Source organism: Jiangella aurantiaca (assembly GCF_004349105.1).
Lineage (GTDB): Bacteria > Actinomycetota > Actinomycetes > Jiangellales > Jiangellaceae > Jiangella > Jiangella aurantiaca.
Genome location: NZ_SMLB01000046.1, coordinates 16,204 through 41,021, shown reverse-complemented (window position 1 = coordinate 41,021; position 24,818 = coordinate 16,204). Strand labels below are relative to the sequence as shown.

The 24,818-nt window shown below is 72.0% G+C and carries 22 protein-coding genes; 8 read left to right on the top strand and 14 right to left on the bottom strand.

What is annotated here, in order from left to right; genetic code table 11:
- Positions 1-33: 33 nt before the first annotated feature.
- The 6 genes from E1262_RS23990 to E1262_RS23965 all read right to left on the bottom strand — a co-directional run bounded on the left by E1262_RS23990 (position 34) and on the right by E1262_RS23965 (position 5,882).
- On the bottom strand, positions 34-2,031 hold the full coding sequence (locus E1262_RS23990) for a DUF7937 domain-containing protein (RefSeq protein ID WP_132106365.1): 1,998 nt from the start codon (positions 2,029-2,031) through the stop codon (positions 34-36).
- Positions 2,032-2,219: 188 nt separating this feature from the next.
- Complete coding sequence (locus E1262_RS23985; RefSeq protein WP_132106363.1) at positions 2,220-2,561, bottom strand: cytidine deaminase; 342 nt, start codon at positions 2,559-2,561, stop codon at positions 2,220-2,222.
- Positions 2,558-3,925: a hemolysin family protein gene (locus E1262_RS23980; protein ID WP_132106361.1), complete on the bottom strand. Its 1,368-nt coding sequence runs from the start codon at positions 3,923-3,925 to the stop codon at positions 2,558-2,560. The genes E1262_RS23985 and E1262_RS23980 overlap by 4 nt, the downstream gene beginning before the upstream one ends.
- Complete coding sequence (gene ybeY / locus E1262_RS23975; protein WP_132106359.1) at positions 3,925-4,389, bottom strand: rRNA maturation RNase YbeY; 465 nt, start codon at positions 4,387-4,389, stop codon at positions 3,925-3,927. Before ybeY ends, E1262_RS23980 begins: the two co-directional genes overlap by 1 nt.
- Positions 4,386-5,420, bottom strand: coding sequence for a PhoH family protein (locus E1262_RS23970; RefSeq protein WP_132106357.1), 1,035 nt, complete (start codon positions 5,418-5,420; stop codon positions 4,386-4,388). The genes ybeY and E1262_RS23970 overlap by 4 nt, the downstream gene beginning before the upstream one ends.
- Positions 5,421-5,534: 114 nt before the next feature.
- Positions 5,535-5,882, bottom strand: coding sequence for a histidine triad nucleotide-binding protein (locus E1262_RS23965; RefSeq protein ID WP_238993033.1), 348 nt, complete (start codon positions 5,880-5,882; stop codon positions 5,535-5,537).
- A 170-nt stretch (positions 5,883-6,052) separates the two neighbouring features.
- Between E1262_RS23965 and E1262_RS23960 the strand changes: the two genes are divergently transcribed.
- The 3 genes from E1262_RS23960 to E1262_RS23950 all read left to right on the top strand — a co-directional run bounded on the left by E1262_RS23960 (position 6,053) and on the right by E1262_RS23950 (position 8,796).
- Positions 6,053-7,114 carry an LCP family protein gene (locus tag E1262_RS23960; protein ID WP_132106355.1) on the top strand — a complete coding sequence of 354 codons (1,062 nt, stop codon included), beginning with the start codon at positions 6,053-6,055 and terminating at the stop codon, positions 7,112-7,114.
- A 94-nt stretch (positions 7,115-7,208) separates the two neighbouring features.
- Positions 7,209-7,718, top strand: coding sequence for a SigE family RNA polymerase sigma factor (locus tag E1262_RS23955; RefSeq protein ID WP_203454313.1), 510 nt, complete (start codon positions 7,209-7,211; stop codon positions 7,716-7,718).
- A 10-nt stretch (positions 7,719-7,728) separates the two neighbouring features.
- A complete protein-coding gene (locus E1262_RS23950) occupies positions 7,729-8,796 on the top strand; it encodes a Gmad2 immunoglobulin-like domain-containing protein (RefSeq protein WP_132106353.1) in 1,068 nt (355 codons plus the stop codon).
- Between the two features lie 61 nt (positions 8,797-8,857).
- On the opposite strand, the gene E1262_RS23945 is transcribed toward E1262_RS23950, so the two are convergent.
- Genes E1262_RS23945 through hrcA form a run of 3 tightly spaced genes read right to left on the bottom strand, consistent with a single transcriptional unit; the run spans position 8,858 to position 11,766 of the window.
- The gene (locus E1262_RS23945) at positions 8,858-9,583 is read right to left on the bottom strand and encodes a 16S rRNA (uracil(1498)-N(3))-methyltransferase (protein ID WP_203454311.1); all 726 of its coding nucleotides are present in this window, start codon (positions 9,581-9,583) and stop codon (positions 8,858-8,860) included.
- An 8-nt stretch (positions 9,584-9,591) separates the two neighbouring features.
- Entirely contained in the window at positions 9,592-10,731 is a 1,140-nt protein-coding gene (dnaJ, locus tag E1262_RS23940) for a molecular chaperone DnaJ (protein WP_132106351.1), read from the bottom strand.
- Between the two features lie 12 nt (positions 10,732-10,743).
- Complete coding sequence (hrcA, locus tag E1262_RS23935; RefSeq protein ID WP_238993032.1) at positions 10,744-11,766, bottom strand: heat-inducible transcriptional repressor HrcA; 1,023 nt, start codon at positions 11,764-11,766, stop codon at positions 10,744-10,746.
- A gap of 685 nt (positions 11,767-12,451) precedes the next feature.
- Between hrcA and E1262_RS23930 the strand changes: the two genes are divergently transcribed.
- The 3 genes from E1262_RS23930 to E1262_RS23920 all read left to right on the top strand — a co-directional run bounded on the left by E1262_RS23930 (position 12,452) and on the right by E1262_RS23920 (position 15,627).
- A complete protein-coding gene (locus E1262_RS23930; protein WP_132106347.1) occupies positions 12,452-13,102 on the top strand; it encodes a TetR/AcrR family transcriptional regulator in 651 nt (216 codons plus the stop codon).
- A 67-nt stretch (positions 13,103-13,169) separates the two neighbouring features.
- Entirely contained in the window at positions 13,170-14,669 is a 1,500-nt protein-coding gene (locus E1262_RS23925; protein ID WP_132106345.1) for an MFS transporter, read from the top strand.
- A gap of 118 nt (positions 14,670-14,787) precedes the next feature.
- On the top strand, positions 14,788-15,627 hold the full coding sequence (locus E1262_RS23920) for a DUF3097 domain-containing protein (RefSeq protein WP_132106343.1): 840 nt from the start codon (positions 14,788-14,790) through the stop codon (positions 15,625-15,627).
- A gap of 15 nt (positions 15,628-15,642) precedes the next feature.
- Here E1262_RS23920 and hemW read toward each other — a convergent pair whose 3' ends face one another.
- From hemW to E1262_RS23905, 3 genes are read right to left on the bottom strand one after another with little or no spacing between them, the layout of a single operon-like run.
- Positions 15,643-16,869 carry a radical SAM family heme chaperone HemW gene (gene hemW / locus E1262_RS23915; RefSeq protein ID WP_132106341.1) on the bottom strand — a complete coding sequence of 409 codons (1,227 nt, stop codon included), beginning with the start codon at positions 16,867-16,869 and terminating at the stop codon, positions 15,643-15,645.
- A gap of 51 nt (positions 16,870-16,920) precedes the next feature.
- Positions 16,921-18,753, bottom strand: a complete 1,833-nt coding sequence (locus tag E1262_RS23910) for an AMP-dependent synthetase/ligase (protein WP_132106339.1) — start codon at positions 18,751-18,753, stop codon at positions 16,921-16,923.
- Positions 18,754-18,811: 58 nt separating this feature from the next.
- Positions 18,812-19,960: a glycosyltransferase gene (locus E1262_RS23905; protein ID WP_132106337.1), complete on the bottom strand. Its 1,149-nt coding sequence runs from the start codon at positions 19,958-19,960 to the stop codon at positions 18,812-18,814.
- A 305-nt stretch (positions 19,961-20,265) separates the two neighbouring features.
- On the opposite strand from E1262_RS23905, the gene E1262_RS23900 reads away from it, so the two are divergent.
- Together E1262_RS23900 and E1262_RS23895 are read left to right on the top strand one after the other, a co-directional pair.
- Positions 20,266-21,012 (top strand): hypothetical protein, encoded by a 747-nt coding sequence (locus tag E1262_RS23900; RefSeq protein ID WP_132106336.1) that lies wholly within the window; start codon positions 20,266-20,268, stop codon positions 21,010-21,012.
- Entirely contained in the window at positions 21,005-21,604 is a 600-nt protein-coding gene (locus E1262_RS23895; RefSeq protein ID WP_132106334.1) for a hypothetical protein, read from the top strand. The genes E1262_RS23900 and E1262_RS23895 overlap by 8 nt, the downstream gene beginning before the upstream one ends.
- Here the strand turns inward: E1262_RS23895 and E1262_RS23890 are convergent.
- Together E1262_RS23890 and E1262_RS23885 are read right to left on the bottom strand one after the other, a co-directional pair.
- Positions 21,591-24,410, bottom strand: a complete 2,820-nt coding sequence (locus E1262_RS23890; RefSeq protein ID WP_203454309.1) for a glycoside hydrolase family 2 TIM barrel-domain containing protein — start codon at positions 24,408-24,410, stop codon at positions 21,591-21,593. The two genes, E1262_RS23895 and E1262_RS23890, sit on opposite strands and share 14 nt — an antisense overlap.
- On the bottom strand, positions 24,407-24,793 hold the full coding sequence (locus tag E1262_RS23885) for a hypothetical protein (RefSeq protein ID WP_132106332.1): 387 nt from the start codon (positions 24,791-24,793) through the stop codon (positions 24,407-24,409). The genes E1262_RS23890 and E1262_RS23885 overlap by 4 nt, the downstream gene beginning before the upstream one ends.
- Positions 24,794-24,818 lie beyond the last annotated feature (25 nt).

Below are 24,818 nucleotides of genomic sequence, written 5' to 3'. Positions count from 1 at the left end.
CACTGACCCCGGCCGGCGTGGGCGTGCGTCACGTCAGCTGCCGCGTCGGCGCAGCGCCTCGTCGATCTCCGGGTCGCCGAGCTGGCTCAGCCAGGTCAGCAGCTCCGGATAGGTCGAGGGGTTGGCGGCGACGTACTTGCGCAGCCCCGGCTCCTGTGCGGCGATGTCGGCCAGCGTCTGCAGCGGCGTGTTCGGGTCGAGCGCCGTGCGGGCGTCGAACCCGCCGGCGTCGGTGACGGCCGGCTGGTCGACCCGGGTGGCCGGCTCGACCCGCGGCTGGTCGACGCGGGTGGCGGTGTCGTCGGCGCTCGGCTGGTCGACGGCCAAGCCGCCGACCGGGCCGGGCTTGGCCTCGCCGACCAGACCCTCCTCCTCGCCGGCGGCCGTCGCGGGCTCCTCGGCGGGCACCGCCGGGCTGGCCGGCACCTCGGCGGCTCCCTTCGCCTCGGCGGCGCCCTTCGCCTCGGCGGCCTCCGCCTTCGCTTCGTCAGCCTCGGCCTCGGCGGCCGCCTCGGTCTCCGCCGCCTCGGCCTTGGCGGCCGCCTCGGCCTCCGCCGCCTCGGCCTTGGCGGCCGCCTCCGTCTCCGCCGCCTCGGCCTTCGACTCGGCCGGGCGCGTCGCAGCGGCACCGGCGGCCGCCGCGGCAGCGCCGGTCACCACTCCGCCGCCCGCGGGCGGCGGAGTCGACGTCGACGTGCCGGGACCGTTGCCCGGCAGCATGCTGCCGAGGCTGAGCTGGTTGGCGCCGATCGGGCCGTACTCGGAGCGCACCGACGGCGGCGCCGTCAGCACCACGAACAGCGCCACACCGACCCACCAGAGCAGGCTGAGGATGGTGGCGTCCTCGGCCGCCACGATGGTCTCGTCGGCGGCGCCGAGGATGGCGGCGATGACGATGCCCAGCAGGATGAGCACCCCACCGGCCACGACCGCGATGGCCCGGCCGGCGTTGCCGTCGCGCGCCTGAGCGTTGCGGCCGACCAGCGCGGCGAGCACCAGGATCAGCATGAGCACCAGGACGACGATGGCGACGCCGCGGCCCTCGTCGGTGCCGATGATCTGCAGGACGTAGAAGACGACCCCGGCCCCGGCGGCCAGCATGACCAGCTCGAGCATCCGGATGCCGACCGCGGACCAGTGGCCGGCGCCGGCCCTGTGCGTGTAGCGCGGCCGCAGTCCGGGCGCCGCCGCCGCGACCGAGATGGCCGGGACGAGGATCAGCTTCGGGCCGAACGTGCTGAGGCTCCACGCGTCGGCCATCGTCTCGTCGGCGCCGAGCTGCCAGACCGCCACGAAGAGCGCCACGAGGCCGAGCACCAGGAGCACGTCGCGCCAGGCGGCGTCGCCGCGGAACACGCCCCACAGCGGCAGCGCCGCCAGCGCCAGGTAGAACAACATCGCGACGACGAGGTAGGTGACCTGCTCCCACTCGAGCACGTCGGCGTCGTCAACTAGGAACGTCACGAGGCTGATGACGGTCAGCAGCGCGAACAGCGCGCCGATGCCCAGCGTGATCCACCGCCACAGCGGGCCGTCGCCGGACGGGGTCTGCTCGGCCTCGCGGCCCTGCGCCGCGAGCAGAGCGCCGGCCAGACCGAACGCGATGCCGACGCCCACGCCGTCGCCGCCGTTCTCGCCGACGTAGCCGAGCACCAGCGTGATCAGCACGACCACGACGTACGGCGCGTTGGCGGCCAGCCGGGCCAGCCGCAGCTCCGCGGTCCCCCACGACGCCGGCAGCACGCCGCCGCGCTTGAGGTACGGCAGCGCCAGGGAGATGACCGACAGCAGCGTCACCAGGATGACGTAGACCTTGCCGGTGACCGTGTCGAGCAGGTCCCACGGCATGCCGAACGAGACGAGCAGGAGCACCAGCGCCACGATGTCGCGGGCGTAGTCCAGCGCGGGGATGTCCGCGAACGGGTTGCGCGCGGCGCCCGGCGCGCTGGTGCCGAGCGGTCCGCCCGGCGGCTGCGCCCCGGGCTCGCCACCGGCGCGCTGGGGCGCGGCGGCCGCGGCTGCCGCCGTCATGGGGGCGCCGCATTGACCGCAGTACGCCGACCCGGTGGCCGGCGCCCCGCAGTTGCTGCAGAAGTTCATTCGTCTCTCCGTCTCGGTCGGTCGCTTCGGAGGGTCACGCGCGGGCAGCGCCGCACTCCGGGAGCGCCTGGTGTGCCGGACTCGAACGGCCGCACGTTAGCGCACTCGGATGCTGATGGCTACGAACGCAGCGCCGTGATCGGCGTGCCGTCGGGACCAGCGACGTAGACCGGTATACCCGGTCCGCCGAACTCCGACACCACGACCGTGTCGATGTCGCGGGGGTCGCCGGCGGTGACCACCGCGGCCGCCTCGAGCCCCGTGGCCCCGCTGGACACCGCCGACGCGACGGCCAGCTGCAGCGCGGTGAGGCGCAACGAGGGCAGCGACACGTCCGCGGCGGCGTAGGTGCGGCCGTCGGCGTCGCGGACCGCCGCGCCGCTGGGCGCGCCGGTGCGCGCCCGGGCGGACCGGGCCAGAGTCAGGATCTTCGCGTCCTCGGGGTCTAGCGCGTCGCTCACGCATGCTCCTCGTGCGGCTCGTTGTCGTTGACCTGAACGAGCCGGCTCACCCGGACGGTTCCGATGCGGTTGCGCCGGCCCGCCGGTCCCTCCGCGACGAGGTGAAGGCCGGCGACGTCGACCTCGGCGCCGGCGATCGGGACCCGGCCCAGCTGCTTGGCCATGAGACCGCCGACGGTGTCGACGTCGTCGTCGGACAGCTCCAGCCCGAAGAGCTCGCCGAGGTCGTCGATGTGCAGCCGGGAGCTGACCCGGACGACGCCGTGGTCGAGGGTCTCGACGCCGTCCTCGTCGGCGTCGTACTCGTCGGTGATCTCGCCGACGATCTCCTCGAGGATGTCCTCGATGGTGACGAGGCCGGCGGTGCCGCCGTACTCGTCGACGACGACGGCGACGTGGATGCGCTGGGCCTGCATCTCGCGCAGCAGGTCGTCGGCCGGCTTGGAGTCGGGCACGAAGAACGCCGGCCGGAGCACCGACTCGACCCGCTCGACGGACTCGGCGTCGCGGTTGTCGTAGAGCCGGCGGGCGATGTCCTTGAGATAGGCGATGCCGACGATGTCGTCGAGACCGCCCGGGCCGACCGCCGGGATGCGGCTGAACCCGCTGCGCAGCGCCAGCGACTGGAACTGCCGCAGGGTTTTCTGCGCCTCGATGAACACGACGTCGGTGCGCGGCACCATGACCTCGCGGACCACGGTGTCGCCCAGCTCGAACACCGAGTGGATCATCTGCCGCTCGCCGGACTCGATGATGCGGCCGGCCTCGGCGAGGTCGACCAGCTCGCGCAGCTCCGCCTCCGTCGCGAACGGCCCCTCGCGGAAGCCCTTGCCCGGGGTGAGCGCGTTGCCCAGCAGGATGAGCAGTCTCGGGATCGGGCCGAGCACCCGGGTGACGCCGAGCAGCAGGCCGGCGAAGGCCAGCGCGACGCCCTCGGCGTGCTGCCGGCCCAGCGTGCGCGGCGCGACGCCGATGACGACGAACGACACGACGACCATGCTGCCGGCAGCCACCAGCAGCGTCTGCCACCACGGGTCGAAGTACTCCTCGCACGCCACCGCGACCATGACGACCGCGGCGACCTCGCAAGCCATGCGCAGAAGCAGCGCGGTGTTCAGCGCCGGGACGGGGTCGGAGGCGACCCGCACCAGGGCGGCGGAGCCGCGGCGGCCGGTGCGGTGCAGCTCCTCGGCGCGGGTGCGCGAGATGGTGGTCAGTGCCGCCTCGGACATCGCGAACAGCATCGCGACGACCACCAGCACCGCCGCCGAGACCAGCAGCCAGACGGTGGACGCGCCACCGGCCGTGGTGGACGTTTCCGCGGCCAGTGCCAGGGAGGCGCCGGGCAGCGGTGAGGCGAACATCAGCGGCCGCCTCCTCGCGCGCTCCGCCAGTCGGTCAGCAGCTGCTTCTGCAGCCCGAACATCTCCTTCTCCTCCTCAGGCTCGGCGTGATCGTAGCCGAGGAGGTGGAGGATGCCGTGCGTGGTCAGTAGCTGCAACTCGTCCTCTGTGCTGTGACCGGCCGCCTTGGCCTGTGTGGCGGCGACGTCGGGGCAGAGCACGACGTCGCCGAGCAGGCCGGGCTCGGGCTCGGCGTCGTCGGGAGTCGGTCGCAGCTCGTCCATCGGGAACGACAGCACGTCGGTGGGGCCGGGCTCGTCCATCCACTGCACGTGCAGCTGTTCCATCGTCTCGGTGTCGACCAGCAGGACGGCCAGCTCGGCGAGCGGGTGGATGCGCTGGTGGTCGAGGACGAACCGGGCGAGGTCGGACAGTGTCTTCTCGTCGACCTCGAACCCGGACTCGTTGTTGACCTCGATGGTCACGGGCGCCGGCCGGGAACGCGCGACCGCCCGTTGCCCTGTGCCGCCTCCTGCGCGGCGTCGTAGCGGGTGTATGCCTCGACGATCTCGCCCACCAGTCGGTGCCGGACGACGTCGCGGCTGTTCAGCCGGCAGAAGTGGACGTCGTCGATGCCGTCGAGGATGCCTTCGACCACGCGCAGCCCGCTGGTGGTGCCGGCCGGGAGGTCGACCTGGGTGACGTCGCCGGTGACGACCATCTTCGAGCCGAAGCCGAGCCGGGTGAGGAACATCTTCATCTGCTCGGCGGAGGTGTTCTGCGCCTCGTCGAGGATGACGAACGCGTCGTTCAGCGTGCGCCCGCGCATGTACGCCAGCGGCGCGACCTCGATGGTGCCCTCGGTCATCAGCCGCGGGATCGAGGCCGGGTCCATCATGTCGTGCAGCGCGTCGTACAGCGGCCGCAGGTACGGGTCGATCTTCTCCGACAGCGTGCCGGGCAGGAAGCCCAGCCGCTCGCCCGCCTCGATGGCCGGACGGGTGAGCAGGATGCGGCTGACCTGCTTGGCCTGCAGCGCCTGCACGGCCTTGGCGACCGCGAGGTACGTCTTGCCGGTACCGGCCGGGCCGATGCCGAAGACGACGGTGTGCTTGTCGATGGCGTCGACGTAGCGCTTCTGGTTCAGCGTCTTCGGCCGGATGGTGCGCCCGCGGCTGGACAGGATGTTGGCGGTGAGCACCTCGGCCGGCCGCTCGCCAGTGCGGGCGCGCAGCATCGCCACCGTGCGCTCGACGGCCTCGGGCGTCATGCCCTGCCCGGTGCGCAGCACGGCGACCATCTCGTCGATGACGCCCTCAGCCTCGGAGATCTCGGCCGGTCGGCCGGTCATCGTGATCTGGTTGCCGCGCACGTGGATGTCGACGTCGGGGAACGACGACTCGACGACCTTGATGAGCTCGTCGCCCGAGCCGAGCAGACTCACCATGGAGATGCTCGTGGGCACGACGATGGTGTGCTGGGCGGCCTGCTGTTCGGCCTGTTCTGTCTTCGTCATGGGCGGCCCCGCTGGGCCTCTCACGCCTACTTCCCGTCTCGATCTCGCTGTTCGCCGGTTGCCTTGAATGCTACCCGTGGGGGCTGACAAGTCATTCGGAATAACGACGCCGGCTCAACCGGGCGGCCAGGTCATCGCGCGTCCACCCAGCACGTGTACGTGCACGTGGAACACCGACTGACCGGCCTGCTCTCCTGTGTTGAACACCAGCCGGTACGCGTCGATTCCCTCGTCGGCGGCGACGTCGGCGGCCGTCCGGACCAGCTCGGCCAGCGTGTCCGGTTCGGCGGCCGCGAGCGATGCGACGTCGCGGTGGTGGTCGCGCGGCACCACCAGCACGTGGGTCGGCGCCTGCGGGGAGATGTCGCGGAACGCGAGCGTGCGCTCGTTCTCGCGCACGACGTCGGCCGGGATCTCGCCGCCGGCGATCTTGCAGAACAGGCAGTCCGCGTCGCGGGTCACTCGTGCCTCCGGTGGTTCGGGTAGCAGGGATGGTAGGCCACCGGCGGAAGATCCCGCCGTAGGCTGCAACCAGTTCGGCCCTCCGGGCGTCATCATGAGGTGGGGGGATCCACCGGCAGGCGGGGTGTCCTCATCGTCGCTGTCGCCGCCTGACCGTACTCTCTGGAGTCATGCTGAACCCGCTGGACGAGCAGCAGTCCGACCCGGCCCCGGCGACCGTGCCGGACGACCGCCGGCGCCGGCGCCGTCGCAACCGCCGCATCCTGATCGGCGTGCTGGCGACGCTGCTGGTGCTCGTGCTGGCGGTGGCCGGGGTGGCGTTCTACTTCGTCAACCGGCTGTCGTCGAACATCGAGCGCATCCCCGACGCGTTCGACATCCCCGAGACCGCGCGCCCGGCGGAGCTGCCCGGCGACAGCCTCACGTTCCTGCTGGGCGGCCTGGACGGCGCGGACAAGGTCGACGTCTACGAGCCGGGCGCGGCCCGCACCGACACCATCATGCTGGCGCACTTCCCGGCCGACCGCGACCGCGGCTACCTGGTCTCGATCCCGCGCGACACCTGGATCGACATCCCGGGCCACGGCCGGAACAAGATCAACGCGGCGTACTCCTTCGGCGGGCCGGCGCTGTTCGTGCAGACCCTCGAGGAGCTCACCGGCATCCGTGTCGACCACCTCGCGCTCATCGACTGGAACGGGTTCGAGGCGCTCACCGACGAGCTGGGCGGGGTCACGCTCACCTTCGACGAGCCGACGCCGCTCGCCGACTCCGACGAGCCGCTCCCCGCCGGTACCCACACGCTCACCGGCGAGCAGGCGCTGCAGTACGTCCGCGACCGCAAGGACCTGCCCGGCGGCGACTTCGACCGCGTCAAGCGGCAGCAGAACTTCCTCCGCGCGCTGATGAACGAGCTGATCTCGTCCGGCACCCTCACCGACCCCGGCAAGGTCAACGGCGTTGCCGGCGCCATCGGCCAGGCCGCCCGGGTCGACGAGGAGCTCAGCGCGTTCGGCATGGTCGACCTCGCGCTGTCTATGCGGAACTTGCGCGCCGACGACATGACGTTCCTGACGGTGCCCACCGACGGCACCGGCACGGCCGGATCGCAGAGCATCGTCGTCTACGACCAGGAGCGCGCCGACCAGCTGTGGACCGCGCTCACCGAGGACGACATGGACGCGTTCCTGGCGGCCAACCCCGACCTCGTCACCGGCAGCGACGTCAGGTGACAACATTCGGCTGAAGATCGCCGCCGCCATACCCTACGGTTGGGCGCGCATCGGTAAACCGGCACGGCCGGTAACGCGTCAGTAGGGGTATGTGGTGCAAGACAGGACCGGGTCCGCGGCCGACGAAGCGATCACGGACCTGTACGCGGCGCACTATGTCCGCCTCGTGCGGCTGGCCACGTTGCTCCAGGGCAGCGAGGCCGTCGCCGAGGAGGTCGTCCAGGACGCGTTCGTGGCCCTGCACCGCCGCTGGCGACGGCTGCGCGAGCCGGCCGCCGCGGTCGCGTACCTGCGCACCTCCGTGGTGCACGGCTGCCGCTCGGTGCAGCGCCGGCGCGGCGTGGCCGCCCGCCATCCGGAGGAGGCGCCGGGCCACGCTCCCAGCGCCGAGCAGGTCGCTGTCGGCGGCGCCGCCGCGGACGCCGTCGTCGAGGCGCTGCGCGGGCTGCCCGACCGGCAGCGCGAGGCGCTCGTCCTGCGCTACTACGGCGGTCTCTCGGAGTCCGAGATCGCCAACGCGATGAAGATCAGCAGCGGCGCCGTCAAGAGCCACGCCTCGCGTGGGCTGGCCGGCCTGCGCGAGGCGATGGCGGACTGGTCGTGAGGAGGCCGCGGTGAGCACGCCGGAGAACTGGCCGCCGGAGGAGCAGCAACTCCACGACGCCATGCACCGCGCCGCCGAGCGGGTGCAGCCGGCCCCGGACGGCTTGGCACGGATCAGGAGGAGGACGGCGGTGGTCCCGATGTGGCGACGACCCGTGGTACTCGGACTGGCGGGGGCGACGGCCCTGGCCGCGGCGGTGATCGTCGGCGGCGTGATCCTCCTGGACGGCAGCGACGACGACACGCCCGTGGCGACGGAGACGTCTCGGTCGCCGTCCGGGTCGCCGAGCGAGACGCCCACGGAGACGTCGGCGCCGTCGTCGCCGCCGGGTACCGAGACCGCCCCGCCGGCGCAGACGCTGACGGTGCCGGTCTACTACGTGGCCGACTCCGGCGACGGGCTCCGGCTGGTGCGTGAGTTCCACACCGTCGAGACGAACTCGTCGTCCGTCTGGGCGGCGGTCGACGAGATGCTGAAGGTGCTGCCGACCGACCCGGACTACACGACGCTGTGGTGGGGTGGCGTGAACGTGCAGTCGGCCGAGGTCACCGCCGACGCGATCACCATCGACCTCAGTGATCCGGCCGAGGACGACCCGTCGGCCCTCGAGCACCCCGACCTCGCCGTCCAGCAACTGGTCTACACCGCGACGGCCGCGGCGGCGGACGCCGGTCAGGACGGCTCGTTGCCGGTCCGCATCACCATCGACGGCGCTCCGGCCGGCGAGTTGTTCGGCGGCGCCGACGTCAGCGAGCCGGTCGTACGGGCCGACCCGCTGGAGGTCCGCCAGCTGGTGCAGCTCAACGACCCGGCCGAGGGCGCGACGGTGCCCAGCCCGGTGACGTTCAGCGGCGAGGCCGCGGTGTTCGAGGCGAACGTCCTGTGGGAGCTGCGCCGCGACGGCGAAGTGGTCGACTCCGGGTTCACGACGGCGGAGACCTGCTGCGAGTTCGCGCGGTTCGAGATGGAGCTTGACCTCGAGCCGGGGACGTACGAGATCGTCATGAGCGAGAGTGACCCGTCCAGCGGCGAAGGCCGACGACCGATGAGCGACTCCCGCACGTTCACCGTGGAGTAGCCAGGGCCGACCGCAAGATCCCAAACGGGCGGCGAGTCTCACAAGGAAAGGGGACCAGCGGTCAGGCCCAGCGGGCGGTCCTGGCCAGCATGATCCCGGCGGCGACGGTGCCGGCGGTCGAGGTCCGCAGCACGGTCGGGCCGAGCCGGGCGACGACGGCGCCGGCGGCTGCCAGCTGGTCCAGCTCGTCCGGCGCCACCCCGCCCTCGGGGCCCACGACCAGCAGGATGTCGCCGTCGGTGGGGAGGTCGAGGGCGCCGAGCGGCTCGGTGGCCTCCTGGTGCAGCACGACTGTGAGCGCGGCGGTGCCGGCCCGGGCGGCGAGCGCGTGCGTCGTGACCACATCACCGACGGACGGGAGCCAGGCGCGGCGGGCCTGCTTGGCCGCCTCGCGCACCGTCGACCGCCAGCGGCGCAGCGCCTTGTCGCCGCGCTCGCCGGTCCAGCGGACCATGCACCTCTGCGCCGACCAGGGCAGGATCTCGTCGACGCCCACCTCGGTCATCGTCTCGACGGCGGTCTCGCCGCGGTCGCCCTTGGGGATCGCCTGGGCGACGACCACCCGCGGCCGCGGCTCCGGCACGTCGACGCGGTCGGTGACTTCGCAGGTGAGGCCCTGTTTCGACGCCGCGACGACGACGCAGCGGGCGAGCTGCCCGGCGCCGTCGGTGAGCTCGACGGTCTCGCCGGGTGATATGCGGCGGACCACGGCGGCGTGCCGGCCCTCGTCGCCGTCGAGGACGACGACGTCCGACGCGCGCAGGGCCGCGGCGTCGGCGAGGAACACCGGTGCGGTCAGTTCAGGCCTTCCTTGAAGGCGTCGCGGATCCGGGTGAAGAAGTTGCCGTTGCCGCCGGCGGCGCCGGGGCCCTCGACCCGCTCCTCGCCGCGCAGCCCGGCCAGCTCGCGCAGCAGCTCCTCCTGCCGGGGGTCGAGCTTCGTGGGCGTCTGCACCTCGAGGTGGATGAGCAGGTCGCCGCGGCCGGTGCCGCGCAGCTTCGGGACGCCGCGGGCGCCGAGCTTGATGACCTCGCCGTGCTGGGCGCCGGCCCGCACCTCGACCGTCGTCGGGCCGTCGAAGGTCTCGAGCCCGACGGTGGTGCCGAGTGCGGCGGCCGTCATCGGCAGCTGCAGCGTGCAGTGCAGGTTGTCGCCGTTGCGGCTGAACACCGGGTGCGGCGTGACGGCCAGCTCGACGTAGAGGTCGCCGGCCGGGCCGCCGCCGGGGCCGACCTCGCCCTGGCCGGTCAGCTGGATGCGGGTGCCGTTGTCGACGCCCGCCGGGATCTTGATGCTGAGCGTGCGGCGGGTGCGGACCCGGCCGTCGCCGGAGCACTCCACGCACGGGTTCGGGTTGATGGTGCCGAAGCCCTGGCAGGCAGGACACGGGCGGGTCGTCATGACCTGGCCGAGGAACGAGCGCTGCACCTGGCTGACCTCGCCCTGCCCCTGACAGGTCGGGCAGGTGACCCGGGTGGCGCCCTTCGCGGTGCCCTCGCCGTTGCAGACCTGGCAGACCACGGCGGTGTCGACCTGCAGCTCGCGGGTCGCGCCGAACACGGCGTCGGCCAGCTCGATCTTCAGCTGGACCAGGGCGTCCTGGCCGCGGCGGACCCGGCTGCGCGGGCCGCGCGCGTTCGTCCCGCCGAAGAACGCGTCCATGATGTCGGTGAAGGAGAACGCGCCGCCGAAGTTGCCGCCCGCGCCGCCGCCGCTGGCCAGCGGGTCGGCGCCGAGGTCGTACATCTCCCGTTTGCGGGGGTCGTTGAGGACCTCGTAGGCCGTCACGACCTCCTTGAACCGCTCCTGCGTGGCGGGATCGGGATTGACGTCGGGGTGCAGCTGACGGGCGAGGCGGCGGTAGGCCTTCTTGATCTCCTCGCTGGAGGCGTTCTTCGGCACGCCGAGAACTTCGTAGTAGTCGGTGGTGGGCACCCTGTGTCTTCCCTAGTGAGCCGCGAGAATCTTGCTGACATAACGAGCAACGGCGCCGACGGCCGCGATGGTGCCGGGATAGTCCATGCGCGTCGGCCCGACCACCCCCATGCTAGCCAGGGCCAGCTCACCCGGCCCGTAGCCCGAGGTGACGACGGACGTGGCCAGCAGCCCGCTCTGCGCGTTCTCGCTGCCGATGCGGACCCGGACCGGGGTGGGGCTGGTGGCCTCGCCGAGCAGCCGCAGCAGCACGACGTGCTCCTCCAGCGCCGACAGCAGCGGCTCGAGCTCGTGGTCGAACTCCTGCCCGTAACGCGCGAGGTTGCCCGTCCCGGCGACGGCGACCCGATCCTCGTGCCGCTCGATGAGCGTGCTGACAAGCGTGCCCGTGACGGCGGCGACAGTGGCGCGGTCCTCGGGACCGAACCGCTCACTCAGCTCGGCCACCCGCGTCTCGACCGCGGCGAAGTCCTGACCGACGGCGACGGCGTTGATGCGGGCCCGCAGCTCACCGACCAGCGCGTCGTCGGCGTCGGCCGGAAGGTCGACGATGCGCTGCTCGACCCGGCCGGTGTCGGTGATGAGCACCACCAGCACCCGCGCCGGCGCCAGCATGACCAGCTCGACGTGCCGCACGGTGGACCGGCTCAGCGACGGGTACTGCACGACGGCCGCCTGACGGGTCAGCTGCGCCAGCAGCCGCACCGTCCGCGACACGACGTCGTCGAGGTCGACCGCGCCGTCGAGGAACGTCTGGATGGCCCGCCGCTCCGCCGACGACAGCGGCTTCACCGTGGACAACCGGTCGACGAACAGCCGGTACCCCTTGTCGGTGGGCACCCGGCCGGCGCTGGTGTGCGGCTGGGCGATGTACCCGTCGTCCTCGAGCGCCGCCATGTCGTTGCGGATGGTGGCCGGTGACACACCGAGATGGTGGCGATCGACCAGGGCCTTCGACCCGACCGGCTCCTGGGTGGCGACGTAGTCCTCGACGATGGCCCGGAGGACCTCGAGCTTGCGGTCATCGACGGACAACCGGGCACACCTCCCGCCGCACTCTGGCACTCGACCCTTGCAAGTGCCAATTCTACGTGGTTTCAGGTCGTTCCGTCTTTCCGCGCAGGTCAGGTGGCTGTGGTGCTCGGCGCCAGACGACCGTCGGCGGCGTTGGCCGTGAGGTCGGCCGGGTTCCCTCATGTTGGCCGTTCCCCTGCTGCCCGATTGTCTTGCCGCGAACGCGCGCCTCAAGCGGACCGAATGGGCGCTTCGCGCCGACGAGGATCCGCTTGACCCGCGCGTCCCCGGCCTAAGAACGGGCAGCTATCAGGGGGACGGGGGAAGAGCGGGCACACCCGTGTCAGGTGGCGTTGGTCCTGCGTTCATACGTTTCCGTGATCATGTTCCCTGGCGGTCGCTGACACGCCGCGAACGCACATGATCATGACGTCGTGGGTTCGCCGACTTTGTCGGTGGCGGCGCGTAGGTTGCGAACGTGCTGGAAAACCGGTTGCCGTCCTGGGTGGCGTGCCGCGAAGGTGGTTCGTGGCCGCGTCGCCGAGGCCGCGACGATCGAATGTGACGCAGGTCACATCCAGCGCCGGAAATAACCGGGGATGCGTTCCCCGTTTCAGCACACGTCCAGCCGAACCGGGGACCCACTCCCCGGTTCGGAAAACGGGGAGAAGATCTCCGTTTCGCCGCACGACTCGAAGGGGGAACCATGGGCGGCATGGCGACAGCCGAGCGCAGGGCACAGCCGGCTCGCGTCGACGCCACCCGCAACCGTGAGCGCATCATCGCCGCGGCGCGCGAGGCGTTCGTCGAGCATGGCCCGTCCGTGCCACTCGACGCCATCGCACACCGCGCGGGCGTGGGCAACGCCACGCTGTACCGGCACTTCGCCGACCGGCACGAGCTCATCCACGTCGTCGCGTCGTACTCGCTGGCTCGCATCACGGAGCAGGCCGAGTCGGCGCTCGCCGAGGAGACCGACGCGTTCGAGGCGCTGCGACGGTTCGTCCACCGCGCCGCCGACGAGCGGGTCGGCGCCCTGTGCTCGATGCTCTACGAAGGATTCGACAAGGACGATCCGCACGTCGTCGACGCCCGGATCCGGCTCGAGACGGCCGTCGAGCAGCTGATGGACAACGCGCGCCAGTCCGGTCAGCTCCGGTCCGACGTCGGCCTCGGTGATCTCATGGTCGCGATCACCCAGCTGACCCGTCCCGTCGCCGGCACCGAATGTGCGCTCATCGAGCGCTACATGCACCGGCACCTCCAGATCTTCATCGACGGCCTCCGCGCCCCCGCCCGCTCGGAGCTGAGCGGTACGGCGGCGAGGTTCGAGGACTTCGAGGCCGACCGGGCCTGATCACGTCACAGAACCCCCGGCCCGTTCGTCTTGTCTATGCCTGCTCTTCACTTGATTGGACTTGGTAATGCCTGAAACAACTCAGCCTGACCCCAGACGCTGGAGGGCGCTCGCGTTCATCTCGATCGCCCAGCTGATGATCGTGGTCGACGGCACCATCGTGAACATCGCCCTTCCGTCCGTCCAAGCCGACCTCGACATCTCCGATGCCAACCGGCAGTGGGCCATCACGGCGTACGCCCTGGCCTTCGGCGGGCTGCTGCTGCTCGGTGGTCGCATCGCCGACATGTGGGGCCGTAAGAACACGTTCCTGGTCGGCCTGCTCGGCTTCGCCGCTGCCTCGGCCGTCGGTGGCGCGGCGGTGAACGAGCTCATGCTGTATGCCTCGCGCGCCCTGCAGGGCGCCTTCGGAGCGTTGATGGCGCCGGCGGCGCTCTCACTCCTGGCCGTCATGTTCACGGATGGAAAGGAGCGCGCCAAGGCGTTCGGCATCTTCGGCGCCATCGCCGGTGGCGGCGCGGCCCTCGGCCTGATCCTGGGCGGCGCGCTCACCGAGTACCTGGACTGGCGCTGGGTGTTCTTCGTCAACCTGCCGATCGCGGCTATCGCGGTGTTCGGCACGCTCGCTCAGGTCCACGAGCCCGAGGGCACCCGCAACCGCTCCCCGCTCGACATCCCGGGCACGCTGCTGGGAACGCTGGGCCTGGTGGCGCTGGTCTACGGCTTCACCCGCGCCGAGTCCGAGAGCTGGACCGAGTCGGGAACCGTCGCGATGTTCGTCCTGACCGGAGTGCTGCTGGTCTCGTTCGTCCTGGTGGAGCGGAAGGTGAAGGCTCCGCTGCTGCCGCTGCGAGTCGTCCTCGAGCGCAACCGCGGGGGCGTCTACCTCTCGCTCGGCCTCGCCATCATCGCGATGTTCGGCCTGTTCCTGTTCCTGACGTTCTACATGCAGGTGGTCAAGGGTTACAGCCCGATCCGCAGTGGCGTCGCGTTCCTGCCGATGGTCGCGGGCATGATCATCGGCTCCACCCAGATCGGTACCCGGCTGATGACGCGGATCCCGGCGCGCTACCTCATGACGCCCGGTCTGCTGCTCGCCGCCGTCGGCATGCTGATGCTGACCCAGATGCAGGTCGACAGCTCGTACGTCGCTCTGCTGCTGCCGGCGCAGGTCCTGCTGGGCATCGGCCTGGGCACCACGTTCATGCCGGCCATGAGCCTGGCGACGTATGGCGTCGAGCCGCGTGACGCCGGCATCGCGTCGGCGATGATCAACACGTCGCAGCAGGTCGGCGGCGCCATCGGCACGGCGCTGCTGAACACCATCGCCGCCAGCGCCACCGCCACCTACATCAGCGCGAACATCGGCGGTGCGACGTCGCCGGAGCTGGTGCAGTTGGAGGGCATGGTCGATGGATACCGGACCGCCATCTGGTGGGCCGTGGGCATCCTCGTGGCGGCCGCGGCCATCGCCTTCGCCGCCGTCAACGCCAGCCCTGACACCGAGCAGGCGGCGTTCGACGAGCTCGACGGCGACGGTGAGGCCGCCCCGGTCATGATCCACTGACCGGCGCACCCACGCCGCCCAGAGCTGGGGCCTCGTCGCGTCCGCGGCGGGGCCCCTGCCATATCGGACACGTGTCGCTCCCGTCCGCGCGTCCGGCGAGCGGCTACCGTCACGACTCGTGGGCCCCTTCGACGACCGCTACGGCCGCGACGTCCTCACGAACTCCCCGCACCCGAAGCGCGCGGTCAGCACGAAGGAGGCCGCCGTGCCGGGGCTCGTCGTCGAGGACGTGCAGACGGGGTATGTCGGCGCCGTCGTCGAGGTCGACAAGCATGGAGTCATCTTGGAGGACCGGCACGGCAAGCGGCGCGCGTTCCCGCTCGGACCGGGGTTCTGGATCGACGGCAAGCCGGTCGAGCTGGTCCGCCCGTCGGCGCCGGCGAAGATGGGCCGCATGGTGTCCGCATCCGGCTCCGTCGCCGTACTCGACCACAGGGCGCGCACCGCGCGGGCCAGCCGCATCTACGTCGAGGGCAAGCACGACGCCGAGCTGGTCGAGAAGGTGTGGGGCCACGACCTGCGGGTCGAGGGCGTCGTCGTCGAGGAACTGGGCGGCGCCGACGACCTCGCCGACATCGTCGCCGAGTTCCAGCCGGGCCCTGGCCGGCGGCTCGGCGTCATGCTCGACCACCTGGTCGCCGGCAGCAAGGAGAGCCGCCTGGCCGACGCGGTCCGCGGCGGACCGCACGCCGGCGACGTCCTCATCGTCGGCCACCCCTACATCGACGTGTGGCAGGCGGTCCGCCCGTCGGTGCTCGGGCTGAAGGCCTGGCCGGACGTGCCCAAGGGCGAGCCGTGGAAGGAGGGTGTCATCGCCCGGCTCGGCTGGAAGCTGGAGTCGTGGGAGGCGTGGGAGCGCATCCTCGGTGCGGTGACGACCTACACCGACCTCGAGCCGGCCTTCCTCGGCCGGGTCGAGGAGCTGATCGACTTCGTGACGGACCCCGGCTCGGCCTGAGCGGCCGGGCGACCGTCAGGGCAGCAGGTCGCGGACGACGGCGTCGGCGAGGAGGCGGCCGCGGCGCGTGAGTACCAGCCGGCCGTCGGTGTACGCGCCGGGGTCGGCCAGCCCGTCCGCCACGACCTCGGAGGCCGCCTTCCGGCCGTCGTCGTCGAGGACGGAGAGGTCGAGGCCGGCCCCCAGCCGGACCTCCAGCAGCACCCGCTCGACCCGCCGCGTCTCGGCGTCGAGGATCTCGCGCGCATGGGCCGGGCTCTCCCCCGCCGCCAGCCGCGCCGCCCAGGCCGCCGGGTGCTTGACGTTCCACCAGCGGGTCCCGCCGACGTGGCTGTGCGCGCCCGGTCCGGCGCCCCACCAGTCGGCGCCGGTCCAGTACAGCTCGTTGTGGGCGCAGCGCGCGCCCGGCGTCGTCGCCCAGTTGGACAGCTCGTACCAGTCGAAGCCGGCCTCCGTCAGCAGCGAGTCGGCCAGCAGGTACTTGTCGGCCTGGTCGTCGTCGTCCGGCAGCGGCAGCTCGCCGCGGGCCATGCGGGCGGCCAGCCGCGTGCCCGGCTCGACGATGAGCGCGTAGGCGCTGACGTGGTCGGGCCCGGCCTCGATCGCGGTCTCGACGCTGGCCCGCCAGTCGTCCATGGACTCGCCCGGCGTGCCGTAGATGAGGTCGACGCTGACGTGCTCGAACCCGGCCCGGTGTGCCTCGGCGACGACCTGCGCCGGCCGGCCGGGAGTGTGCACTCGGTCGAGGACGGCGAGCACGTGCGGGCGAGCGCTCTGCATGCCGACGGACACCCGGGTGAAGCCGGCCGCCCGCAGCTGCGCCAACGACCGGGCGTCGACGGATTCCGGGTTGGCCTCCGTGGTCACCTCGGCGTCGTCGGCCAGCCCGAACTCGTCGTCGACGAAGCGGAGCACCCGGCCGAGGTCGGCCGGCGGCAGCAGCGTGGGCGTGCCGCCGCCGACGAACACCGTCGACACCGGGACGTCGGCGTCGCCGAGCACCCGCCGGGCCAGCCGCAGCTCCGCGATGGCGCCGTCGGCCCAGGACGTGCGCGAGGCGCCGGGCGCGGAGCCGAGCTCGTCGGCCGTGTACGTGTTGAAGTCGCAGTAGCCGCACCGCGTGGTGCAGAACGGCACGTGCAGGTACACGCCGAACGGCCGGCCGCCGACGCCGTCGAGCGCCATGGCCGGCAGCGCGCCGTCAGCCGGCGCGGGCGAGCCGTCGGGCAGGGTGGAGGGCACGACCCATTGTCCCCGCCCGGCGGCCCCTGGACGAAACGCGCGGTGAAACCGTCAGGCGTACATGCCGTCGAGGATGTCCATGTACTTCTTCTCGACCGCCTTGCGCTTCACCTTGAGGCTGGGCGTGAGGTCGCCGCTCTCGACGGTGAGGTCGCGCGAGAGGATCTCGAACTTCTTGATCGTCTCCCAGCGCTCCAGCCGGCCGTTGAGCTCGTCGACCTGCCTCTGCACCAGCGCCCGGACCTCCGCAGCCCGGGTGAGCTCCTCGTACGAGCGACCGCCGAGGTCGTGGTGCTCGGCCCAGTCGGCGATCGCCTCGGGGTCGAGCGTGATGAGCGCGACGCAGTAGTTGCGGGTGTCGCCGTGGACGACGATCTGGCTGGCGTGCGGGCTGACCGCCTTGAAGATGATCTCGATCTCCTGCGGCGCCACGTACTTGCCGCCGGAGGTCTTGATGAGGTCCTTCTTGCGGTCGGTGACCCGCAGGTAGCCGTCGGCCACCTCGCCGATGTCGCCGGTGCGGAACCAGCCGTCGGCGCCGAGCACCTCGGCGGTGACATCGGGCAGCTTGTGGTAGCCGCGCATGACGCCGGGGCCGCGCAGCAGGATCTCGCCGTCGTCGGCGATCTTCACCTCGGTGCCGGGCGCCGGCGGGCCGACGGTGCCGAAGCGGCAGTCGTAGGGCATGTTGACGAACGACGCCGCGCTGGTCTCCGTCAGGCCGTAGCCCTCGAGGATGAGCATGCCGGCCGCGTGGAACCATTCGGCGACGTCGCGGGACAGCGCCGCGGCACCGCTGACGAAGAACCGGATGTTGCCGCCCAGCCGGGCCTTGATCTTGCTGAACACCAGCTTGTCGGCCAGCCCGTACTGCAACTTCAGCAGGCCCGTGGGCTCCTGGCCGGCCTGGCGCAGCTTGGACACCTTCGCCCCGACGCCGAACGCCCAGGCGAAGATCTTGGCCTTCGGGCCGCCCTCGTTCTCGACGCCGGTGATGACCCGGGCGCGGACCTTCTCGAAGATTCGCGGCGCGCCGGCCATGAACGTCGGCTTCACGGCGCCGAGGCCCTCGACGATGTTGTCGAGGTTGCCGTCGACGGCGGTCGCGAAGCCGATGCGCAGCTGGATGGCCTCGAGCGCCTTGCCGAACGAGTGCGACAGCGGCAGCCAGAGGTACTGGACGTCGTCGACGGAGAGGATCTTGAACGCGTCGACCGCGACGCCTTCGTAGACCCAGTTGTCGTTGACCAGCCGGACGCCCTTGGGCCGCCCGGTGGTGCCGGAGGTGTAGATGAGCGTGGCCAGCGTCTCGGGGCCGACCGCGGCGAGCGCGTCGTCGACGGCGTCGGGCCGCTCGGCCAGCAGGGCGCGGCCGCGCTCCTCCAGTTCGGCGAGGCTCATGACGAGCCCGTCGTGCCGGTCGACGCCGGCGTCGTCGAACACGACGATGCGGTTCAGGGTCGGCAGCTCGGCCCGGTGGTCGAGCACCTTGGCGACCTGCTCGGCGTTCTCGGCGAACACCACGCGCGTGTCGGAGTCGCTCAGGATGTACGAGACGTCCTCGGGCGTGGTGGTCGGGTAGACGGTGGTGGTGGCCGCGCCTATGACGTTGATGGCGAGGTCGGCGAGGATCCACTCGATGCGCGTCGACGACGCGATGGCCACCCGCTGTTCGTGCTCGATGCCGAGGTCGAGCAGGCCCGCGGCGATCACCCAGACGCGGTCCTTCGTCTCGTCCCAGGTGAGCGACGACCAGCCGGACCCGCTCGGGTATCGGTAGGCCTCCCGGCTCGGTGTGGCCTCGACACGATCCAGGAACATCCTGCCGACTGAGGCCGGCCGCACCGCGACGAGGTCCGACTTGTCAGTGGTGCCGAGGCTCATGCGTCTCCTCCCAATCGCCCTTGACGGGACCGGCCGGAAACGGCCAGGTGGAGGAAGGTTACGACCTGGTAGCTTCCAGCGACAGTCTCCGCGACACACGGGTTTCCAATCCGTGCACCGCGAGCATCCCCTCAACGGTATCCGACCAGGAGAAATCCTGGGCACGACGGCGCGCCGCCCGCCTCGCCGCGGGACCGTCGGCGATCACCTCGAGCACCGCCTCGGCCATCGCGGCGGGGTCCGACGGCGCCGTCCGCCCGGATCCGCCGACCACCAGCTCCGGCAGCGCGCCGCGCGCGCTCGCGACCACCGGCGTGCCGCTGGCCATCGCCTCCAGGGCGGCCAGGCCGAACGTCTCGTACGGTCCCGGCGCCACGACGACATCGGCGCTGGCCAGCACCGCGGCCAGCTGCGCACGGTCGGTGACGAAGCCGGCCATCGTGACCGGCTTGCCCTCCGCCTGCTCGGCGACCATGTCGCGGACCGAGCCGTCGCCGCACACGACCATCCGCACGCTGGCCCCCCGCTTCACCAGCTCGTCGACCATCGGCACCAGCAGGTCGGGGCGCTTCTCCGGCGACAGCCGCACGGCGGTGACGATCAGCACGTCGGCGCCGCGGGCCAGTTCCGCGCGTACCCGCTGGTCCCGGCGGCTTGGGTGGAAGGTCTCCAGGTCGATGCCCAGCGGCACGTGCGCGAGGTTGTCGACGCCCAGCCGGACGAACTCCTCGGCGGCCCACTGCGTGGTGCACACGACGGTGCCGAACGACGCGGCCAGCTTGCGGTTCCAGTGGTCGGCGATCTGCCGGGTCGGCAGCGCGCGACCCAGGTGGAACTGCAGCAGCGCGTCGAGCCGCTCGTGCGAGAACACCGCCGACGGCACCTTGCGCCGCTCCGCCCACGGCCCGATACGGGACAGCGTCAGCCGGTCGGACACCTCGACGCGGTCCGGCGCGACGACGGCGAGCAGGTCCTCGACGATGCGCCACTTGGTGATCAACCGGTACCCGCCGGTCGCCGGGATGGTCGGCGCGGCGATCTCGATGATCCGTCCGTACGACGTGGCCCGGGTCGCGTTGCGCTCCCCCGGCACCAACGCCACCACCTCGTGCCCGGCGGCGGCGTATCCGTCGGCGAGATGCCGCATCATCGTACGGATCCCGCCGGAGTGCGGCGCGACGAAATTGGCGGCCTGAAGGATGCGCACGGCCGTCACTCTGGCCGCCCGGATCAGCCCCGAGGCGACTCCGACGTGTCCAGACGGTGAATTCCAGCGTCCGCTTTCGCCCCGTCTTCACGATTCGTCAAGTCCGCATTCACGAATTTGGCAATGGGACGGCCGGCCGGAGGCGCGCTCCGCCGCGATCGAGAAGATCTCTGGCGACGACCGCGCCAGACCAGAGAATCCCCAGCTCGCAAGATCGATATGCCCGTATTCTCTGCCGATAAGACGGGCTATGTATTTGATCACTGTTATATGGAAAAATGCCCGAGGATTGAAGGGGGGCACCTTTGCCACGGCAACGAAAACGCCAACGACGCAGTGCGGCCGGGTTCGTCATCGTCGCAGTAGTGGTACTCGGCGTGCCGCTGCTCGGCTGGGCGGGCGTGAATGCGCTGACCGGCGGCGACACCGGCGATGACTCGCCTGCCACAGCCGACGACGCCCGCGCGGACGCCGCCGCCGAGACGTCTCGCGGCGACGAGACACCCGGCTCCTTCGAGATCGCCCAGGCCGCGCGCGACGCCGTCAGCGCCTGCGCCGACCGCCTCGCCGCCGGCGACGCCTACGTCGAGCGCGCCGGCGTCGGCATTGGGCACTGGGGCGAGCACGTCCAGGCACGCACCGACATGCTGAACGGCACCGTCGCCGAGGATGACATGCGGGCCATCTGGAAGCGCACCCGCCTCGCCGGTCCCGACGACGTCGCCCAGGCCACCGCCGCCCTGGAGGCGTACGAGGCGCTGCCCGGCTGCGCCGACCTCGCCTCGATCGAGGACGCGCCGGAGAACGTCGCCGAGCAGGCCGCCGCCTGTCTCGAGCGAGAGACCGCGATGACCGCCGCCGTCGCCGCCTCGACCACCGGCCTGCAGGACTGGGCCAACCACCTCAACGCGATGGCCGCACACGCCGACGGCGAGATGACCGCGGCCGCGGCCCAAGACCTCTGGGTCGCCGCCTGGGAGGCCGCGCCGGTGAACATCGGCGCCTTCGACGATGCGCGTGCTGTCCTGGCTGCGGCGCCGGCCTGTGAGTGACGGCACGGCACTGGCGCTCCCAACGGTCGCCGGCGCCGGTCCGGCCGGGGTCGGCCCGATGGGGGTGGCGACGCCGGAGCGCGAGCCGATCGTCACCAGGGCCGAGCTGGCGCTGGCGTTCTCGACGCTGGTCGTCCTGGCCGGCGTGGTCCTCGGCAGCCGGCTGGTGGAGCCGCCGCCGGCGCTGCACTCGGCGGCGCAGCTCGTGCACCTGGCCTCGGTCGTGCTCGGGCTGGGCAGCGTGCTGGCGGTCGACTGGCTCGGGCTGCGCTGGCAGCTCGGCCGCGGGACGCTGCGCGAGGTCGTGACGACGGCCGGCGCGCTCGGGGTCCCTATCTGGCTGGGGCTCGGCGGGCTGATGCTGTCCGGGATGCTGCTCTCGCCGGACTACGAGTCGACCATGACGCTGGTCAAGCTCGCGATGGTCGGCGTGGCGGGCGTGGTGGGGGTGCTGGCGCTCGCGGTGGGCCGCCGGCTGGCCGCCCGCACGTCGCCGTCGCGGCGGCTGCTGCGGGCCGGTCTGCTGATGGCCGCGGCATCGCAACTGGCGTGGTGGACGGCGACGGTGATCGGGTTCCTCAACCGGACGTGACCCCCCGCCGGTGCCGCAGCGTCACGGCGAACTCGGCCGGCGCGACCGCCAGCCGGTAGGCCGGCAGCGTGACCGGCCCGCACGACGCGCTGCCCAGGCCGTGTTGGGCCAGGTCCAGCGTGACGTAGACGCGGTCGCGCGGGCGGAGCTCGGCATGGTGGCGGGCCGCCTCGAGGTCGGCCGTCGTCCATCGCCGGGCCGTCAGGCCGAACACCGGCGCGCCGTCGACCGCCAGCCCGGACCCGTCGGCGGCGTGCACGAACGCCGAGCGGACGTCGATCCGATGGCCGTTCTCCTGCGGGTACACGTACGGCGTCTGCAGCTCGTCGACGCCGCGCTCGAACCGGCCGACCCGGGCCGCCGTGCGGGAGTCCGCGTAGGCCTCCCCCGGCCCGTAGCCGAACCACGTCACGCGGTCGTACCGGGCCGGCACCTCCAGCACCACGCCGAGCCGGGGCAGCGGGACGTCCTCGGGCCACTCGCCCTCAGGCGTCACCGTCAGCCTCAGGTGGACGGCGTCGGCGCCCACCGGCGCCCACCGGTAGACCGCCCGCAGCGCGAACGCCCGCGCGGCCGGCGCCACCCGAGTGTCGACGACGAGTGTGTCGCCGTCGGCGCGGATGCCGTCCGTGCGGTGCGTCATCCGGTCCAGGCCCAGGGCGCGCCAGGTGGCCGCCAGGGTGCCCGAGCCGCTGGCGTCGTTGTCGATGGGTGCGCGCCACACGTCGAGGACGGCACCCGTCACGTCCAGCTCGCCGAGGCCGGTCAGCCGGCCGGTGGCCGGGTCGAAGCGCGCGCCTCCGGCGCTCGGGAGCCCGGGCGGCGCTGGGGCGGCCGCGTCCTTCACCCGCACCTGCCCCCAGGCGACCTCGTGGCCGGCTGCGGCCCACGGCGCGTCCGCGGCGAGCACCGCGCTGACGGTCAGCCACGTCTCGCCGCTCGTCTCCGGCAGCGGTGGCAGCTCGACGTCGGTCCGCCCGCCGGCCGGCACTCCAGGTACCGCCAGCGTCCCGGACGCCACCTCCTCGCCCTCGTCCGCCAGCTCCCATCGGAAGGCGTACCGGCTGGTGTCGAGCACCTCGTGCTGGTTGGCCACCGTCAGCCGGGCGCCGTCGCCGGAGCCGGTGATGCGCAGCGGCTCCAGCACCTTCGCCAGCTCCACGAGCCCCGGAGACGGCGTCCGGTCCGGGAACACCAGCCCGTCGGCGACGAAGTTGCCGCCATGGAACCGTTCGCCGAAGTCGCCGCCGTACCCGTAGTACTCGCGGCCGGACGCGTCGCGGGCGCGCAGGCCGTGGTCGATCCACTCCCAGACGAAGCCGCCCTGGCAGCGGTCGTGCCGCTCGAACAGGTCCTGGTAGTCGCGCAGCCCGCCGGGCCCGTTGCCCATCGCGTGCGCGTACTCGCACAGGACGAACGGCTTCCCGCTGCCCCGGCCGATCTCGTCGACCTCCGCGGGAGACGCGTACATCCGGCTGTGGACGTCGGAGTACGCGTACGCCGGATCGCCCTCGTAGTGGACGGGCCGGCTCGGGTCGCGCCGCTTCGCCCAGGCGTACATGGCCTCGAGGTTGCCACCGGCACCTGCCTCGTTGCCGAGCGACCACATGATCACGCTGGGGTGGTTCTTGTCCCGCTCGACCATCCGGGCCATACGGTCCAGGAATGCCGGCCGCCATCGGTCGTCGTCGCTGGGGTTCCCTCGCCAGTCGTCGTACATGAAGCCGTGCGTCTCCAGGTCGCACTCGTCGACGACGTACAGCCCGTACTCGTCGCACAGCTCCAGGAAGTACGGGTGCGGCGGGTAGTGGCTGGTCCGGACGGCGGTGATGTTGTGCCGCTTCATCAGCAGGACGTCGTCGATCATGTCCTGCCTGGTCAGCGCCCGGCCGCGGTCCGGATGGAACTCGTGCCGGTTGACACCACGGAACAGCACCCGCGTGCCGTTGACGGTGAGCACGCCGTCGCGGATCTCCACCCGGCGGAAGCCGATGCGCAGCCGGATCCGCTCGGAGCCGGTGACCAGCTCGCCGTCGTAGAGCCGGGGCGACTCGGCGCTCCACGGCTCGACCGCGCCGACGGCGACGTCCTCGTTCGCCGCCGCCTCGACGCCCAGCTCGGGGACGAGCACGCGCGCGGCGCCGTCTGTCTCGATCCGGAGCGTCCCGGCACCGCCGTCGTAGTCGGCGTGCACCGTGAAGTCGTCGATCGTGCCCGGCGGGCGAGCGACCAGCGTGACGTCGCGGAAGATCCCGGACAGCCACCACATGTCCTGGTCCTCCAGGTAGCTGGCCGCCGACCACTGGTGTACGCGGACGGCGAGGACGTGGTCCGCGCCGGCCCGGACGTGCTCGGTGACGTCGAACTCCGACGGCAGCCGGCTGCCCGTCGAGTGCCCGAGCCGATGCCCGTCGAGCCACACGGTGAAGAACGAGTCGACCCCGTCGAAGCGCAGGATCGCCCGGTGGCCCCGCCAGGAGTCCGGCACCCGGAACGCCAGCCGGTACTCGCCGGTGGGGTTCTCGTCCGGCACGTGCGGCGGGTCGACCGGGAAGGGATACGGCGAGTTGGTGTACCACGGTGCGCCGTAGCCGTGCAGCTGCCAGTGCGACGGCACCGGCAGGTGCGCCCAGGCCGAGTCGTCGAACGCCGGCTCCTGGAAGCCCTCGGCCGCCTCGCGGACCGTCGGCGACCAGCGGAACCGCCACGCGCCGTTCAGCGAGAGGACCGGCGCGTCCGACGCGAACGCGGCGCGCGGCGGCAGCGTTCCCTCGCGAGGCGCGTAGCTGGTGAGCTCCAGATTCACGGGCGGCCTCCGGTCGTAGGTGGATAGCAGCGGACCTCGAAGGCGGCCGCGGGGACGTCGCCGATCGTGTCGCAGGTCTGGTGGTTGGCGGTGCGCTCGGCCACCACGGTGTCGCCGTCCCGGACCCGATAGTGCCGGACGCAGAACGGCATCGCGTTCTCCGGGTGCGGCCAGAGCACGGTCTCCAGGGCGTGGTCGAGGTCGGCGTCGAAGCCGAGCTCCACCCGGCCGATCGGATGCGGAGTCGCCCAGCGGACGGTCGCGGCCGGCGCGGCGTCGCCCGGCGCCGCGGCCCAGGCGTTCGGCTGCGCCGTCGGCTGGGCGTGGCCGTTACGCAGGTCCTCGACCTCCCAGAGGTCCGGGACGACGCCGGAGATGTTCACGCCTGCTCCTTCGCTGTGGTGGATC

Coding starts and splice junctions, on each gene's coding strand:
- E1262_RS23990 (WP_132106365.1), bottom strand. CDS start 2,031: ATGACGGCGGCAGCCGCGGCCGCCGCGCCCCAGCGCGCCGGTGGCGAG.
- E1262_RS23980 (WP_132106361.1), bottom strand. CDS start 3,925: ATGTTCGCCTCACCGCTGCCCGGCGCCTCCCTGGCACTGGCCGCGGAA.
- E1262_RS23930 (WP_132106347.1), top strand. CDS start 12,452: ATGGGCGGCATGGCGACAGCCGAGCGCAGGGCACAGCCGGCTCGCGTC.
- E1262_RS23925 (WP_132106345.1), top strand. CDS start 13,170: ATGCCTGAAACAACTCAGCCTGACCCCAGACGCTGGAGGGCGCTCGCG.
- E1262_RS23910 (WP_132106339.1), bottom strand. CDS start 18,753: ATGAGCCTCGGCACCACTGACAAGTCGGACCTCGTCGCGGTGCGGCCG.
- E1262_RS23960 (WP_132106355.1), top strand. CDS start 6,053: ATGCTGAACCCGCTGGACGAGCAGCAGTCCGACCCGGCCCCGGCGACC.
- E1262_RS23970 (WP_132106357.1), bottom strand. CDS start 5,420: ATGACGAAGACAGAACAGGCCGAACAGCAGGCCGCCCAGCACACCATC.